This window comes from Streptomyces sp. NPDC032126, from assembly GCF_055580085.1.
This window is the reverse complement of the sequence record NZ_JBVIMA010000008.1, coordinates 325,008-337,979: the sequence shown is the minus strand read 5'-3', so window position 1 is coordinate 337,979 and position 12,972 is coordinate 325,008. Positions and strand designations below refer to the sequence as shown.

Sequence of the window (12,972 nt, the reverse complement as noted above, 5' to 3'; positions counted from 1 at the left end):
CTGCCGAAGGGCCATGTGCGCGATGGCGGCGGCGCCGTAATATCGGTGATCTCTTGGGGGAGGTGGTCATGGGCAGACAGCACCTCGGGACGCCGACGCTGGAGGAGGTCGCCGCCCTCGCCGGGGTCGGCCGGGGAACGGTCTCCCGCGTCATCAACAACGCGGACGGCGTGAAGGAGTCGACGCGCCGCGCGGTGCGGAAGGCCATCGCGGAGCTGGGGTACGTCCCCAATCTGGCGGCCAGGTCCCTCGCCGGACGACGGGCCGACGCCGTCGCCCTGGTCATGACCGAGCCGGACTGGCGGCTGTTCGCCGAGCCCTTCTTCTCCGAGATCGTCAACTCGCTCGGGGACGCGCTGACCGACACCGGACTCCAGCTGCTGCTGACACTGGTCCGCTCGGACGCCGAGCGGCGCCGTTTCGTCGAGTACGCGCGCGGCGGCCGGGTCGACGGGGTCCTGATGATGTCCGTGCACGCCGACGATCCGCTGCCCGACATGCTCGCCAAGGCGCGTCTGCCGACCGTCCTGCTGGGCCGCCGCTCGGGCGACGAACAGGTGAGCTACGTCGACGCGGACAACGCCGGAGGCGCCCGTAGCGCGGTCACCCATCTGCTGGATCGGGGCCGGACGAAGATCGCCACCATCACCGGACCGCTGGACATGTACGTCGCCCAGTGTCGGCTGCGCGGCTACCACGAGGCCCTCGCGCTCGCCGGGCTGGCGGGGGAGCGCTCCTGGGTCGCCGAGGGCGACTTCACCGAGGAGAGCGGGCGCCGTGCGATGGCCGAACTCATCGCACGGCACCCGGACATCGACGGCGTCCTGGCCGCCTCGGACACCACGGCCGCCGGTGCCCTTCAGGCCCTGCGGGCGGCGGGACGCCGGGTGCCGGAGGACGTCGCTGTGATCGGTTTCGACGACTTTCCGCTCGCCCAGCGGACCGAGCCGCCGCTGACCACGGTGCGCCAGCCGCTGGAGGAGATCGGGCGGGCCATGGTCCGGCTGCTCCTGGACGAGCTGGAGGAGCCCGCCCTGGCGTGGCGGCACGTCATCCTCCGTACAGCGCTGGTGCTGCGCGAGTCGGCCTGAGCGCGGTTCCGCGCGTCGTGCGCGTCCGTCCGTTCTTCGGGAGCGCTCCCAATGGGCGCCGGTCCCGTCCGTCGGCCGCGTGAGTGGTGCTTCCCTCGTCTGACCTGGTGCTTCGAAATCCGTTCGACGCGCCCGTGTCCGCAGCCTTGTCAGGGACATGTGAGCGTCCCTACAGTCCCTGGCTGAACCAGTGATTGGGAGCGCTCCCACCGGCGCATGGCAAAGCCGGTGGGAGCAGACCCCGGAAGCACCACGCGTACTCCTCCTTCCCCACCCCGAGAGGACCCGCATGCGACCGCCCAAGCACCATTCGCCCACCGTGCGTGGCCTGTTGGCCGCGCTGCTCACCGCATTCGCCGTCGCCGCGGCGCTGCTGACGGGCACGCCGGCGGCACAGGCCGACACCACGATCTGCGAGCAGTACGGCTCGACCACGATCCAGGGCCGCTACGTCGTCCAGAACAACCGCTGGGGCACCAGCGCGACCCAGTGCATCAACGTCACCGACTCGGGATTCCGCGTCACCCAGGCCGACGGCTCGGTCCCGACCAACGGCGGCCCGAAGTCGTACCCGTCCGTCTTCAACGGCTGCCACTACACCAACTGTTCGCCGGGCACCAAGCTCCCGGCCCAGCTCAGCACCATCTCCAGCGCCCCCTCCAGCATCTCCTACGGCTATGTGAGCGGCGCGGTCTACGACGCCGCGTACGACATCTGGCTCGACCCGACGCCGCGCACCGACGGCGTGAACCGCACCGAGATCATGATCTGGTTCAACAAGGTCGGACCGGTCCAGCCCGTGGGCTCGCAGGTCGGCACCGCGACGGTGGCCGGCCGCCAGTGGCAGGTGTGGTCCGGCAACAACGGCTCCAACGACGTGCTGACCTTCGTCGCGCCCTCGACGATCGACAGCTGGAGCTTCGACGTCATGGACTTCGTCCGGCAGGCCGTCTCCCGTGGACTGGCCCAGAACAGCTGGTACTTGACGAGCGTGCAGGCGGGCTTCGAGCCCTGGCAGAACGGCGCCGGCCTGTCGGTGAACTCCTTCTCCTCGTCGGTCAACACCGGCGGCGGCAGCGACCCGGGCGGCCCCGGCACCCCGGCGGCCTGCACGGTCGCGTACGGGACGAACGTCTGGCAGGGCGGCTTCACCGCCGACGTCACGCTCACCAACACCGGCTCCTCGCCCGTCAACGGCTGGAAGCTGGCGTTCACCCTGCCCGCCGGACAGCAGATCACCAGCAGCTGGGGCGCCGGCCTCTCCCCGTCCTCCGGAGCGGTGACGGCGAGCAACCTGGCGTACAACGCGCAGATCGCGCCCGGCGGCAAAGTGACCTTCGGCTTCCAGGGCACCTACGGCGGCACCTTCGCCAAGCCCGCCGGCTTCAGTCTGAACGGCAGCGCCTGCACCACCGCCTGACAACCCCCGCACCCCAGGGCCCGCCCGCACGCCGACCGGGCGGGCCCCGACCGCCGTGGAACTCCGCCAACGACCGCGCCCCGCACGATCCCGCAGCACGTCCGGACCCTGGCGACCTGCGAAGACGTACCCCCGGAGCACACCTTTGCGACCATGGTCGTGTGGACGGAAACCCGCTCTTCGGCGAGGCCGAGCCCGTGGCGGCACTGGACGTGGCGCCGACGCCCCGGACAGCGGTGGCCTGGCTGCCGCCGAGCGCGCTCTGGTCGGCCATCCAGGACATCCGCTGGGAGCACGATCCGCAGGTGCGGCGGTGGCCCCCGCATGTGAATCTGCTCTTCGGCTTCGTGCCCGAGGAGGAATTCGCGCGGGCCGTACCGCTGCTGTCCGCCGGGGCGGCCCGGTGCACGGCCTTCCCCGCACGCCTGGCCGGTGTGCGCTACTTCCGGCACCGGCACCACGCGACGGTGTGGCTCGACCCGGCCGCGGCGGGCATGACGCCCTGGACCCGGCTCCACCAGGAGCTCCAGCTCAGGTTCCCGCTGTGCCGGTCACGGGGCGGCCGCTACACCCCGCACCTGTCCCTCGGCCGCACCCGGGACCCGAAGGGGCTCGCCGCCGAGTGCACCGTACGGCTCGACACGATGACGACGACGATCGAGGAGATCGTGGTGCTCTCCCGGCGCGGCGAGGGCCCCATGCGGCCCCGGGCCGTGATCACTCTGGGCACGGGCGCCGTTCGCCGGCCCGAGGAGGACCAAGGCGGCCCGGAGCCGCCCGACGGACTCCCGTTCTGAACGTCATGTCAGAGGGGCTTCCTCCCACCACGGCCGTATGCCCTCCTCGGCGACGAACTCATGGAAGTCCATGTTGCCGATCTCCAGATTGCAGGCCAGCGAGCCGACCTCACGGCAGGGGAGGACCGCGGGCTGCCCCGGTGTGTCGTACAGGTCGACGACGGTCAGCGGACGGCCGGGTTCGGCGAAGGTCCGGGCGTCGGCGAGCGCCACCAGCGTGGTGTGCTCCCCGGCCGGGACGAGCACCGGGACCAGACCCGGCTGGAGGCCCTCGAAGGCGGGGTCGTCGACGATCAGCGCCGCCAACGGGTAGTGCTCCACGTCGATCTCGTCCGGGTCCAGGTCCGAGCCGACCCAGCCGTCCCCGTCGGCCCCGCCCAGCTCGTCGAGCAGGGCCCGCCACCCTTCCTCGTCGTCGAAGCAGGTGCGGACCAGCAGGGCCGCCTCGGTGGCGGGGAGGGCCGGGAAGGGCCGGTACGGCCCCGCCGCCGGAGCCGGGAAGGCGGGGCGGCCGCCGTCGCCCTGATACATGCCGCACCGGTCCATGTCACGGACCAGCTCGTCGAAGCCGACCGTGCCGTCGCGCAGAGCGGCGAGGACTTCGCCCAGCCGGGCGGGCGGAACGCGGACGCCGCGCCCGGGCAGCGTCACGAGATCCACCAGCAGCGGTCCGTGCCCGCCGTAGACGACGGGGATGTCCGCCAGAACGGCGACCGGTGGAACGGGGTCGCCGCCCGGGACCAGCGCCGGGACGTTCCCGCCGCGCAGATCGTCCCACCCGGGGTCCTCGACCGGACGCAGCCGTACGCCGCCGTCGGCGAGGGCGATCACGCCGGCTTCACGGCGGCCGCCGATCTCGCCGAGCAGCCCGCCCCACAGGGCCGCGCCGTCCTCGTAGCACGTGCACACCAGGAGGACTTCGCCCGGTGCGGGCTGGGGAAGTGCGGGCAAGGACATGGCTCTCCTCCGAGGACCGGCCGGCAGGCGGGACACGATCATTGTGCGGCGCGGGGCATCGGGCGCTGTGCGGGGGTGCGGAGGGGCACCATGGGCGGGAGAGGAGGAGCGGCCATGGTCGAGCGTGTCGTCGTAGCGGACGGCGTCGAGTTGTGCACCGAGTCGTTCGGGGACCCCGCCGATCCGCCCGTCCTCCTCATCATGGGCACGGGGGCTTCGATGCTCTGGTGGGAAGAGGGCTTCTGCCGGAGGCTGGCCGAGGGCGGGCGCTTCGTGATCCGTTACGACCACCGCGACACCGGCCGGTCGGTCACCTACGAGCCGGGTCACCCCCGATACACCGGCGCGGACCTGGTCGCTGACGCCGTCCGCGTCCTGGACGCCCATGAGATCCCGGCCGCGCACGTGGTGGGCGTCTCGGCAGGCGGGGCGCTCGCCCAGTACCTCGCGCTCCACCACGCCCGTCGCGTCCGCTCGCTCGTCCTGATCAGCACGTCCTCCGCCGTGCCCGGCGAGGGCGAACTTCCGCCGCCGACCGATGAGTTCACGCGGTTCGTCTCGTCCGCGCAGGTCGACTGGTCGGCTCGCGACGCGGTGATCGACCATCTGGTCGCCTACGCGCGTGTCCTCGCGGGCGGACGGCGTCCGTTCGACGAGGCCGCCGCCCGCGAACTCGTCCGTCGTGATGTCGAGCGTGCGCACGACTTCACCGCCGTCCGCAACCACGATGTCCTTGCCGACGGAGACCTCTCCCCGGCGCCCCTGTCCTGGATCGGCGTGCCGACGCTGGTGATGCACGGCACGGCCGATCCCATGTTCCCGCTCCGGCATGGTGAGGCGCTCGCCGAACAGATCCCCGGCGCACGGCTGTTGACGCTGAAGGACGCCGGACACGGGGTCGAGCGTGCGGACTGGGCGACGATCGTCACCGCCGTCCTCGACCACACCGCCGAGAAGAACGCCGGCTGAATCCCCGCCCGGCGGCCGCCTTTATGGCGATGCGCCCGACCGGCGGCTCTGACTACCCTCCGCCCATGGAGCAGGACCGTCCCCCTCTCGTCCGCGACGTCTTCCCCGAACTCATCACAGAGCTGATCGCCCTCCTGGAGAGCGAGGGCGAACGTGAGCTGGCCATCTGCGCGTGGGATCTTCGCCTGGTCGCGGAGTGCGGCTGCGGCGACGACTTCTGCCAGAGCCTCCGGACAGCGGCACACCCCCGGGGGCAGCCGTACGGTCCGGGCCACCGGTGCGTCCCGCTGCTGCCCTCGCGCGGCATGCTGTGCCTGGACGTCGTGGACGGCCGGATCATGTACGTCGAGGTACTCGACCGCCCACCCATGCCCCGCCGGACCGGAACCGTCCAGTGACTCCGCTCGGACGACCGACCGCTGTCGAACCGCGCCACAGCGTCGCGCGGCCGCGACGGGGACTTACCCTGGCCGGCGTGATCAATGGTGGGCACGTCATCATCCACAGCCGCGACGCGGAGGCCGACCGGGCCTTCTTCAGGGATGTGCTGGAGTATCCGCATGTCGACGCGGGAGGCGGCTGGCTGATCTTCAAGCTTCCGCCCGCAGAGGTCGCGGTGCATCCCACGGACGGCCCGGAGAGGCAGGAGCTCTATCTGATGTGCGACGACGTCGACGCGACCGTGACGAACCTGGCCGCGAGGGGCGTCGAGTTCACCCAGCCGGTCACGGATGCGCGCTGGGGGCGCCTGACCAGGTTCCGCCTCCCGGGCGGCGGCGAGCTGGGCCTGTACGAGCCCCGCCACGAACGAGCCACCGACCTGTGACCCGCTCCGGAGGCGACCCGGCCTCGCGCACGGTGTCATCGCCGCCAGAACAGGTGATGGGTCACCCCGCTGGGGCTGGGTACGGCCTCCAGGTGGAAGCGGTCGAGCAGTTCCTCGGGGGAGTTCCAGAGCCGTAGTCCATGGCCGAGCTTCACCGGGGCGACCACGATGTGCATCGTGTCGACGAGGTCGGCGTCGAGGAACTCCCGAATGGTGGTGACCCCGCCGCCGAGTCGTACGTCCTTGCCCCGCGCCGCCTCCCGCGCCTGTTCGAGGACGGCGGCCGGCGTGCCGTCGACGAAGTGGAACGTGGTGTCGGACAGCGTGAACGAAGGGCGTGGGTGATGGGTCATGACGAACACCGGGGTGTGGAACGGGGGCTCGTCGCCCCACCAGCCGCGCCACTCATGGTCCTGCCAGGGCCCGCGCTGGGGCCCGAACTTGTGGCGGCCCATGATCTCCGCGCCGATATTGCGCTCGAAGTCCCGCGTGAAGTAGTCGTCGAGTCCCCGGCTGCCCCCGGGAGCGGTGCGCATCGGCCAGCTCGCCGTGGCCCCCGCCCAGGCGAACAGCCGCTCGGGACGCACATGACCGAACGGCCGCTCCAGCGTCTGGTCCTCGCCGGCGCCGATGCCGTCACTGGAGACGGTGAAGTTCTGGACTCTCAGTAGCTGCTCAGCCACGGGATCCTCCTGTCGTTGTCGATGACAGTGGTGAGACTTTCCGGGCGGCCCGGACTCATCGCCGCCGCCGGATCCGGCCTCATCCGAACGGCCCCAAAAAAATCTTGGCCGACCATGTCGAGAATCCGTGACCGGCTCCGTCCCCGTGGTGAAGCGACCACAATGGGTCGCACCAGCACCGAGGAGAAGCACCATGGCCAAGTACCTGCTGCTCAAGCACTACCGGGGCGCCCCGGCCGCCGTCAACGACGTCCCCATGGACCAGTGGACCCCGGAGGAGATCTCGGCGCACATGCAGTACATGCACGACTTCGCGGCCCGGCTGGAGAAGACCGGCGAGTTCGTCGACGGCCAGGCGCTCGCCCCCGAGGGGACATGGGTCCGGTACGACGGCGAGGGGCGTCCGCCGGTCACCGACGGCCCCTTCGCCGAGACCAAGGACCTCATCGCGGGCTGGATGGTGATCGACGTCGACACCTACGAGCGCGCCGTGGAGCTGGCCGGGGAGCTGTCGGCCGCCCCCGGCGCGGGCGGGAAGCCGATCCACGAGTGGCTGGAGCTGCGCCCGTTCTACGGCGTGCAGCCCACCATCACGGAGTGACCTCGTCGATGGACGAGGCCCTGCTGAGAAGCCTCACGCCGAGCGTGCTCGGAGTCCTCGTGCGCCGCGGAGCGGACTTCGCGGCGGCCGAGGACGCCGTGCAGGACGCGCTGGTCGAGGCGGTCCGCGTCTGGCCCGCCGACCCGCCGAGGGACCCGAAGGGCTGGCTGGTCACCGCGGCCTGGCGCAAGTTCCTCGACGCGACCCGGTCGGACGCCGCCCGCCGCCGGCGTGAGGACCTCGTCGACGAGGAACCGGCGCCGGGGCCGACGACCGGGGTGGACGACTCGCTCCAGCTGTACTTCCTGTGCGCCCACCCCTCACTGACCTCGTCCTCCGCGGTGGCGCTCACCCTGCGCGCGGTCGGTGGCCTGACCACCCGCCAGATCGCCCAGGCCTACCTGGTGCCCGAGGCGACCATGGCCCAGCGCATCAGCCGGGCCAAGCGGACCGTCGCCGGCGTGCGGTTCGACCAGCCCGGGGACGTGGCCACCGTGCTGCGCGTCCTCTACCTGGTGTTCAACGAGGGCTACTCCGGCGACGTCGACCTCGCCGCCGAGGCCATCCGGCTCACCCGGCAGCTGGCGGCCGCGATCGACCACCCCGAGGTGGCCGGACTGCTCGCCCTCATGCTGCTCCATCACGCCCGGCGCGCCGCCCGGACCGCGCCCGACGGCAGCCTGATACCGCTCGCCGAGCAGGACCGGGCCCGGTGGGACACCCGGGCGATCGCCGAGGGCGTCGAGATCCTTCAGGCGGCCCTCGCCCGCGACCGGCTGGGCGAATTCCAGGCCCAGGCCGCGATCGCCGCGCTCCACGCCGACGCGCCCACCGCGGAGGAGACCGACTGGGTGCAGATCGTCGAGTGGTACGACGAACTCACGCGTCTGACCGACAGCCCGGTCGTACGGCTCAACCGCGCGGTCGCCGTGGGCGAGGCCGACGGACCGCGCGCCGGCCTCGCCGAGCTCGCCCTGCTGGACGCCTCGCTGCCCCGCTACGCCGCGGTCGCGGCCCACCTCCACGAGCGGGACGGCGACCTGGCGACGGCGGCACGGCTGTACGCCGAGGCGGCGCGTAAGGCCCCGAACCTCGCCGAACGCGACCACCTGACACTCCAGGGCGCCCGGCTCAACGCCCGCCGCGGTCGCTGACGCACCGGCGCGTCCGCTGATGCAAGGGGCCCGGCTCCGGAGGATCGGTGGCGGGGAGGCCGGCCGGTACCGCCGTTCGGGTGACGGGCTGCGCGGGCACAACCCGTGGTCTGCCTCTACCGTGGTCGGAGAGGCGGCCCGCCCAGCTGGGCCGGTCCTGCGAAGGAGGCTGCCATGGAGGAGCAGTACGTCTGGGTCACCACGCGTCGCCTTCGACCTGACGCCCTGGAGGACTTCGAGAGGGCGTGGCGCCCGGAGCCCGGCCCTGAGGGGCTGCGCCGTGCTTTCGCCTACTGGTCCGAGGACGGACAGGAGATCACCGGGGTGTCGTTCTGGGAGTCCCAGGAGGCTTGTGACTCCTGGCGGACCTCGGAGGCGGAGACGCGTCGCCGCGCGGCGATGGCGCCGTACGTCGTGGAGGAGCGCGAAGGCTTCTACCGCGGCCGTGAACTCGCCGTCCCGCACCGGTAGTCCAGCCGGTCATGGACGCCGGGACGACCGCCGCGGCCCCCGTATCGCCGCAGCGCCCTCATGGTCCGACCACGAGGGCGCCGCTGGGGGAGATGTGTCACTGCCGCCAGGCCCAGTGCAGGCGGTCCAGCCCGCTCTGGTTGTTCACCGACAGGCTGAGGCAGGTGCCGGAGCCCTGGAGGGTGGTGAGGGAGTAGGTGTCGCCGTTGCGCAGACCGGGCCAGTAGACCGAGCCGAGACCCAGTTCACGGATGGTGTCGGTGGCCGCCTGGATGTAGGCGATCTCGCTGGAGCCGTTGACCGGGCCGTTGTAGTTCAGGCCCGAGGTCATCGTGGCGCCGAACTCGTCGAGGACGGTGCGCGAGGCGCAGCTGCCGATGCGCTGGCGGAAGTCCTCCTTCCACTGGTCGACGCCGGTCCAGTCGGTGTGCCAGAAGCCGTAGTTGTGCAGGGCCAGCCGGGTGCCGTCGAGGCGGCTGTCGGCGCACACGGGCTTGACGTCCTCGCTGTACTTGACCCCTCCGATCAGGATCCGGTCGCGGGGCACGAAGCGATGGGTGGTCACCCAGTTCGCCGCGATGTCACGCCATTCCTGGGAGGTGTAGCCGAACGGCTCGTTCATCGGCTCGAAGTACACCTTGGGGTTGCGTGCGTAGGCGGAGGTGATCCGGGCCCACATCTGGTCCCAGTCGGCCTGGTTGTCGATCTTGCCGTCCTTGGCGTCGTCGGCCTCCCAGTAGCCCAGGACGACCTTGAAGCCCTTGGCGGTGGCGGCGTCGATCGCTCCCCGGTAGGACTTCCAGAAGGGGCCGTTGACGGACGTGGGGTTGACCGGCAGCCGGACGGTATTGGCGCCCAGCTGGGCGAAACCGCCGATGATCGCCCTGGACTTGGCGTAGACGGTGGCGTAACTGTCGGAGGTGGACAGGCCCGAGGGCACGACCGCGTCGTGGGCGTAATTGTCGCGCGGGTCGGCCCAGTTGACTCCGCGGAAGTCGCTGACGGGCGGCGGCACGGCCGGGTCGGTGGACGCGGAGGCAGGGGCGGCGATGGCTCCCCCGAACGCCGTGACGCAGGCCAGCAGCGCGCCGAGGCACGCTGTCCGGCGGTGGTTCCTTCGTGGCACAACATCCCCTTCTGAGCAGTTGTGTTCGAGAAAACTCGCAGAAACAGACAGGAAGCTGGACGGCTTCCGAAAGCTAGACAATGAACCGAACAGGGGTCAACACATCTGCACACAAAGTTTCATGGCGCCTCCCGCTGTGAGGGACTTCCAGGAGGGACTTCCAGGGAGAGCCGTGCCGGGCTTCCGCGAGAGAGGACGTACGCCATGCCCGAGCTGCCGGACGTCGAGGGATTCCGCGAGGTGCTCAAGTCCTGTGCGCAAGGCAGGACCATCCGGCGCGTGGACGTGCGCGACACCGGCGTCCTGCACGACGTGAGCGCAAGGCGGCTGCGGGACGCGCTGGAGGGCCGGCGCTTCACCGAGCCGGAGCGGCACGGGAAGTGGCTGCTCGCCCGCACCGGCGGCCCCACCCTCATGCTGCACTTCGGCATGACCGGCCAACTGGTGTGCGCCCGTCCCGACGATCCGGTCGAGGCGCACGACCGCGTCCTGTTCACCGTGGCCCGCGACCGCCAGCTGCGCTACCGCGACCAGCGCAAGCTCCAGGGCCTCTGGCTGGCCGAGGACGAGTCCCAGGTCGTACGGCTCCTCGAACACCAGGGGCCCGACGCGTTGACGGTCGGCCGCACGGAGTTCGAGACCGCGCTCGCAGCACGCCGCGGCAGCGTCAAAGCGGCCCTCACCGACCAGTCCGTCCTGGCCGGACTCGGCAATCTCCTGGCCGACGAGATCCTGTGGCGGGCGCGGCTGCGACCCGCCTGCCAGGCGCGCGATCTCACCGAGGCCGACCGCCGTCGCCTGTACACCCACATGCGCCGCACCCTCCGCTCCGCCATCACCGCCGGCCGTGTGCCCCCACGCGGCTCCTGGCTCACCGGGCACCGCGACGACCCCGACCCCATCTGCCCGCGCTGCGGCACCTCCTTGCGCCGGTCCCGTATGGCGGGCCGCGCCACGGTGTGGTGCCCTCACTGCCAGTAGCACGGCCCGACGAGACGGCCCGTCGGGTGCGTGAGATCGCTTTCCTTGCGCTGACCCCCTGGAAGCGGTGAACCTCTCTTCGCACGTTCTGCCGAAAACCGTTATGCGGTGGCCCCTCGGGGATCTCCCATACGACGGACAGCACCATTCGGCGCCGACGACAGGGAAACCGCACATGAGTACAGGGCACACGATGGAGACCGCGGCACTGGTGACCGCTGCGCGAGCGGGCGACCAGGCGGCGCAGGACGCGCTGGTCGGCGCGTACCTTCCGCTGGTCTACAACATCGTGGGCCGGGCGCTGAACGGCTCGGTGGACGTGGACGACGTCGTGCAGGACAGCATGCTGCGCGCGCTGGACTCACTGGACACGCTGCGCGATCCGGAACGGTTCCGTTCCTGGCTGGTGGCCATCGTGATGAACCAGGTCCGCTCCCACTGGCAGCACCGCGATCCCGCCCGGAAGACCGTGGACGAGGTCGCCGACGTCGCCGATCCGGGCGCGGACTTCGTCGACCTGACCATCGTGCAGTTGCAGTTGTCCGGCCAGCGGCAGGAGACGGCGCGCGCCACGCGCTGGCTCGACCCCGACGACCAGGGGTTGCTGTCCCTGTGGTGGCTGGAGACCGTCGGCGAGCTGACCCGGGCGGAGGTCGCCGAGGCCCTCGAACTGACGCCGCAGCACACCGCGGTCCGCATGCAGCGGATGAAGGCCCGGCTGGAGGCGGCACGGGTGGTCGTCCGCGCGCTGGACGCGCAGCCCCCGTGCGAGAACCTGCGCGGCACCCTCATCGAGTGGGACGGCCTGCCCTCGGTGCTGTGGCGCAAGCGCATCGCCCGGCACGCCCGCGGCTGCGCGCGCTGCTCCGGCTGGTGGAGCGGACTGGTGCCCGCCGAGGGACTGCTCGCGGGCCTGGCGCTGGTCGCGGCATCACCCCTCCTCCTGGAGCGGATCCGCGCGGCCGCCGGTACCGTGACGGCGGCTAGCTCAGGCACCGTGACGGCGGCCGGCTCGGGCAATATGACGGCGGCCGGCTCGGGCAACATGACAGTGGCCGGCTCGGCCGCCCCGCTCACCGAAGGCGCGGCGAGCCTCGACGAGACCCCTCCCGCGGGCAGGCACCGCGGGCCGAAGGAGCAGACCCTCTCCCGTGGTGCGGCACGCCGCCGGCGGCGCACCCGCCGACGCGCCGCCGGGGGAGTGGCGGTCGTCGCGTGCCTGGCGGGCGGCGGCTTCACCTACTTCGCCGTGCAGCCGGGCAGCGGAACCGAGGACGGCGTCGCCGCCCACAACGCCGAGGACGCCCGGGCCCTCGTGTCGTCCCGGCCCACGCCCACCACCGCGCACGGCACCTCGTCGTCCCCCTCCGCGTCCCCGAGCCCGTCCGGGTCGGCGTCGCCGCGCGCGAGCCACTCCCCGACCGCGGCCCACGCCACCCCGACCCCGCAGCCCCGGCCGGACAAGGCCACCTCGGACCCCAAGCCCGCGCAGCCCCTCTCGTCCGACCCGGCGACCCAGGTGATCGCCCTCGTCAACCAGGAGCGGAAAGCGGCGGGTTGCGGCCCCGTCACCCAGGACGGCCGGCTGCGGGACGCCGCGCAGGCGCACTCCGACGACATGGCGGCACGCTCCTTCTTCGACCACGTCAACCCGGACGGCGCGGACCCCGGTCAGCGCATCACCGCCGCGGGATACCGCTGGTCGACATACGGGGAGAACATAGCCAAGGGCCAGCAGACGCCCGCCGACGTGATGAAGTCCTGGATGAACAGCCCCGGCCACCGGGCCAACATCCTCAACTGCTCCTTCCACAACCTCGGAGTCGGCGTGCACAACGGGTCGGGCGGCCCGTGGTGGACACAGGACTTCGGCACCAAGCTCTGACGGCCACGGAT

At 71.7% G+C, this 12,972-nt stretch carries 14 protein-coding genes; 11 read left to right on the top strand and 3 right to left on the bottom strand.

Annotated features, from left to right (window positions below):
* The first annotated feature begins 68 nt into the window (after positions 1-68).
* From ACZ5NW_RS29025 to ACZ5NW_RS29015, 3 genes are all read left to right on the top strand, one after another.
* Positions 69-1,091 carry a LacI family DNA-binding transcriptional regulator gene (locus tag ACZ5NW_RS29025; protein WP_468746898.1) on the top strand — a complete coding sequence of 341 codons (1,023 nt, stop codon included), beginning with the start codon at positions 69-71 and terminating at the stop codon, positions 1,089-1,091.
* Positions 1,092-1,380: 289 nt separating this feature from the next.
* Positions 1,381-2,511, top strand: a complete 1,131-nt coding sequence (locus tag ACZ5NW_RS29020; RefSeq protein ID WP_468746897.1) for a glycoside hydrolase family 12 protein — start codon at positions 1,381-1,383, stop codon at positions 2,509-2,511.
* 161 nt (positions 2,512-2,672) lie between these two features.
* The gene (locus tag ACZ5NW_RS29015; RefSeq protein ID WP_468746896.1) at positions 2,673-3,308 is read left to right on the top strand and encodes a 2'-5' RNA ligase family protein; all 636 of its coding nucleotides are present in this window, start codon (positions 2,673-2,675) and stop codon (positions 3,306-3,308) included.
* 3 nt (positions 3,309-3,311) lie between these two features.
* Here ACZ5NW_RS29015 and ACZ5NW_RS29010 read toward each other — a convergent pair whose 3' ends face one another.
* On the bottom strand, positions 3,312-4,265 hold the full coding sequence (locus ACZ5NW_RS29010; protein ID WP_468746895.1) for a DUF6924 domain-containing protein: 954 nt from the start codon (positions 4,263-4,265) through the stop codon (positions 3,312-3,314).
* A 114-nt stretch (positions 4,266-4,379) separates the two neighbouring features.
* On the opposite strand from ACZ5NW_RS29010, the gene ACZ5NW_RS29005 reads away from it, so the two are divergent.
* From ACZ5NW_RS29005 to ACZ5NW_RS28995, 3 genes are all read left to right on the top strand, one after another.
* Positions 4,380-5,234, top strand: coding sequence for an alpha/beta fold hydrolase (locus ACZ5NW_RS29005; protein ID WP_468746894.1), 855 nt, complete (start codon positions 4,380-4,382; stop codon positions 5,232-5,234).
* A gap of 65 nt (positions 5,235-5,299) precedes the next feature.
* On the top strand, positions 5,300-5,632 hold the full coding sequence (locus ACZ5NW_RS29000; protein WP_468746893.1) for a hypothetical protein: 333 nt from the start codon (positions 5,300-5,302) through the stop codon (positions 5,630-5,632).
* Between the two features lie 77 nt (positions 5,633-5,709).
* Positions 5,710-6,060: a VOC family protein gene (locus ACZ5NW_RS28995; protein ID WP_468746892.1), complete on the top strand. Its 351-nt coding sequence runs from the start codon at positions 5,710-5,712 to the stop codon at positions 6,058-6,060.
* Between the two features lie 35 nt (positions 6,061-6,095).
* On the opposite strand, the gene ACZ5NW_RS28990 is transcribed toward ACZ5NW_RS28995, so the two are convergent.
* Positions 6,096-6,743 carry a dihydrofolate reductase family protein gene (locus tag ACZ5NW_RS28990; protein ID WP_468746891.1) on the bottom strand — a complete coding sequence of 216 codons (648 nt, stop codon included), beginning with the start codon at positions 6,741-6,743 and terminating at the stop codon, positions 6,096-6,098.
* Positions 6,744-6,936: 193 nt separating this feature from the next.
* Between ACZ5NW_RS28990 and ACZ5NW_RS28985 the strand changes: the two genes are divergently transcribed.
* The 3 genes from ACZ5NW_RS28985 (at position 6,937) to ACZ5NW_RS28975 (ending at position 8,969) form a co-directional block, all read left to right on the top strand.
* On the top strand, positions 6,937-7,344 hold the full coding sequence (locus ACZ5NW_RS28985; protein ID WP_468746890.1) for a YciI family protein: 408 nt from the start codon (positions 6,937-6,939) through the stop codon (positions 7,342-7,344).
* Positions 7,345-7,352: 8 nt separating this feature from the next.
* The gene (locus tag ACZ5NW_RS28980; protein ID WP_468746981.1) at positions 7,353-8,498 is read left to right on the top strand and encodes an RNA polymerase sigma factor; all 1,146 of its coding nucleotides are present in this window, start codon (positions 7,353-7,355) and stop codon (positions 8,496-8,498) included.
* Positions 8,499-8,672: 174 nt separating this feature from the next.
* Positions 8,673-8,969 (top strand): hypothetical protein, encoded by a 297-nt coding sequence (locus ACZ5NW_RS28975; protein WP_468746889.1) that lies wholly within the window; start codon positions 8,673-8,675, stop codon positions 8,967-8,969.
* 97 nt (positions 8,970-9,066) lie between these two features.
* Here ACZ5NW_RS28975 and ACZ5NW_RS28970 read toward each other — a convergent pair whose 3' ends face one another.
* Positions 9,067-10,095, bottom strand: a complete 1,029-nt coding sequence (locus ACZ5NW_RS28970) for a glycoside hydrolase family 5 protein (protein WP_468746888.1) — start codon at positions 10,093-10,095, stop codon at positions 9,067-9,069.
* A 204-nt stretch (positions 10,096-10,299) separates the two neighbouring features.
* Between ACZ5NW_RS28970 and ACZ5NW_RS28965 the strand changes: the two genes are divergently transcribed.
* Together ACZ5NW_RS28965 and ACZ5NW_RS28960 are read left to right on the top strand one after the other, a co-directional pair.
* Positions 10,300-11,076, top strand: a complete 777-nt coding sequence (locus tag ACZ5NW_RS28965; protein WP_468746887.1) for an Fpg/Nei family DNA glycosylase — start codon at positions 10,300-10,302, stop codon at positions 11,074-11,076.
* A gap of 175 nt (positions 11,077-11,251) precedes the next feature.
* Positions 11,252-12,961 carry a sigma-70 family RNA polymerase sigma factor gene (locus ACZ5NW_RS28960; RefSeq protein ID WP_468746886.1) on the top strand — a complete coding sequence of 570 codons (1,710 nt, stop codon included), beginning with the start codon at positions 11,252-11,254 and terminating at the stop codon, positions 12,959-12,961.
* Positions 12,962-12,972 lie beyond the last annotated feature (11 nt).

Coding starts and splice junctions, on each gene's coding strand:
- ACZ5NW_RS29005 (WP_468746894.1), top strand. CDS start 4,380: ATGGTCGAGCGTGTCGTCGTAGCGGACGGCGTCGAGTTGTGCACCGAG.
- ACZ5NW_RS28975 (WP_468746889.1), top strand. CDS start 8,673: ATGGAGGAGCAGTACGTCTGGGTCACCACGCGTCGCCTTCGACCTGAC.
- ACZ5NW_RS28960 (WP_468746886.1), top strand. CDS start 11,252: ATGAGTACAGGGCACACGATGGAGACCGCGGCACTGGTGACCGCTGCG.
- ACZ5NW_RS28985 (WP_468746890.1), top strand. CDS start 6,937: ATGGCCAAGTACCTGCTGCTCAAGCACTACCGGGGCGCCCCGGCCGCC.
- ACZ5NW_RS29020 (WP_468746897.1), top strand. CDS start 1,381: ATGCGACCGCCCAAGCACCATTCGCCCACCGTGCGTGGCCTGTTGGCC.
- ACZ5NW_RS29010 (WP_468746895.1), bottom strand. CDS start 4,265: ATGTCCTTGCCCGCACTTCCCCAGCCCGCACCGGGCGAAGTCCTCCTG.
- ACZ5NW_RS28965 (WP_468746887.1), top strand. CDS start 10,300: ATGCCCGAGCTGCCGGACGTCGAGGGATTCCGCGAGGTGCTCAAGTCC.
- ACZ5NW_RS29000 (WP_468746893.1), top strand. CDS start 5,300: ATGGAGCAGGACCGTCCCCCTCTCGTCCGCGACGTCTTCCCCGAACTC.
- ACZ5NW_RS28980 (WP_468746981.1), top strand. CDS start 7,353: ATGGACGAGGCCCTGCTGAGAAGCCTCACGCCGAGCGTGCTCGGAGTC.
- ACZ5NW_RS29025 (WP_468746898.1), top strand. CDS start 69: ATGGGCAGACAGCACCTCGGGACGCCGACGCTGGAGGAGGTCGCCGCC.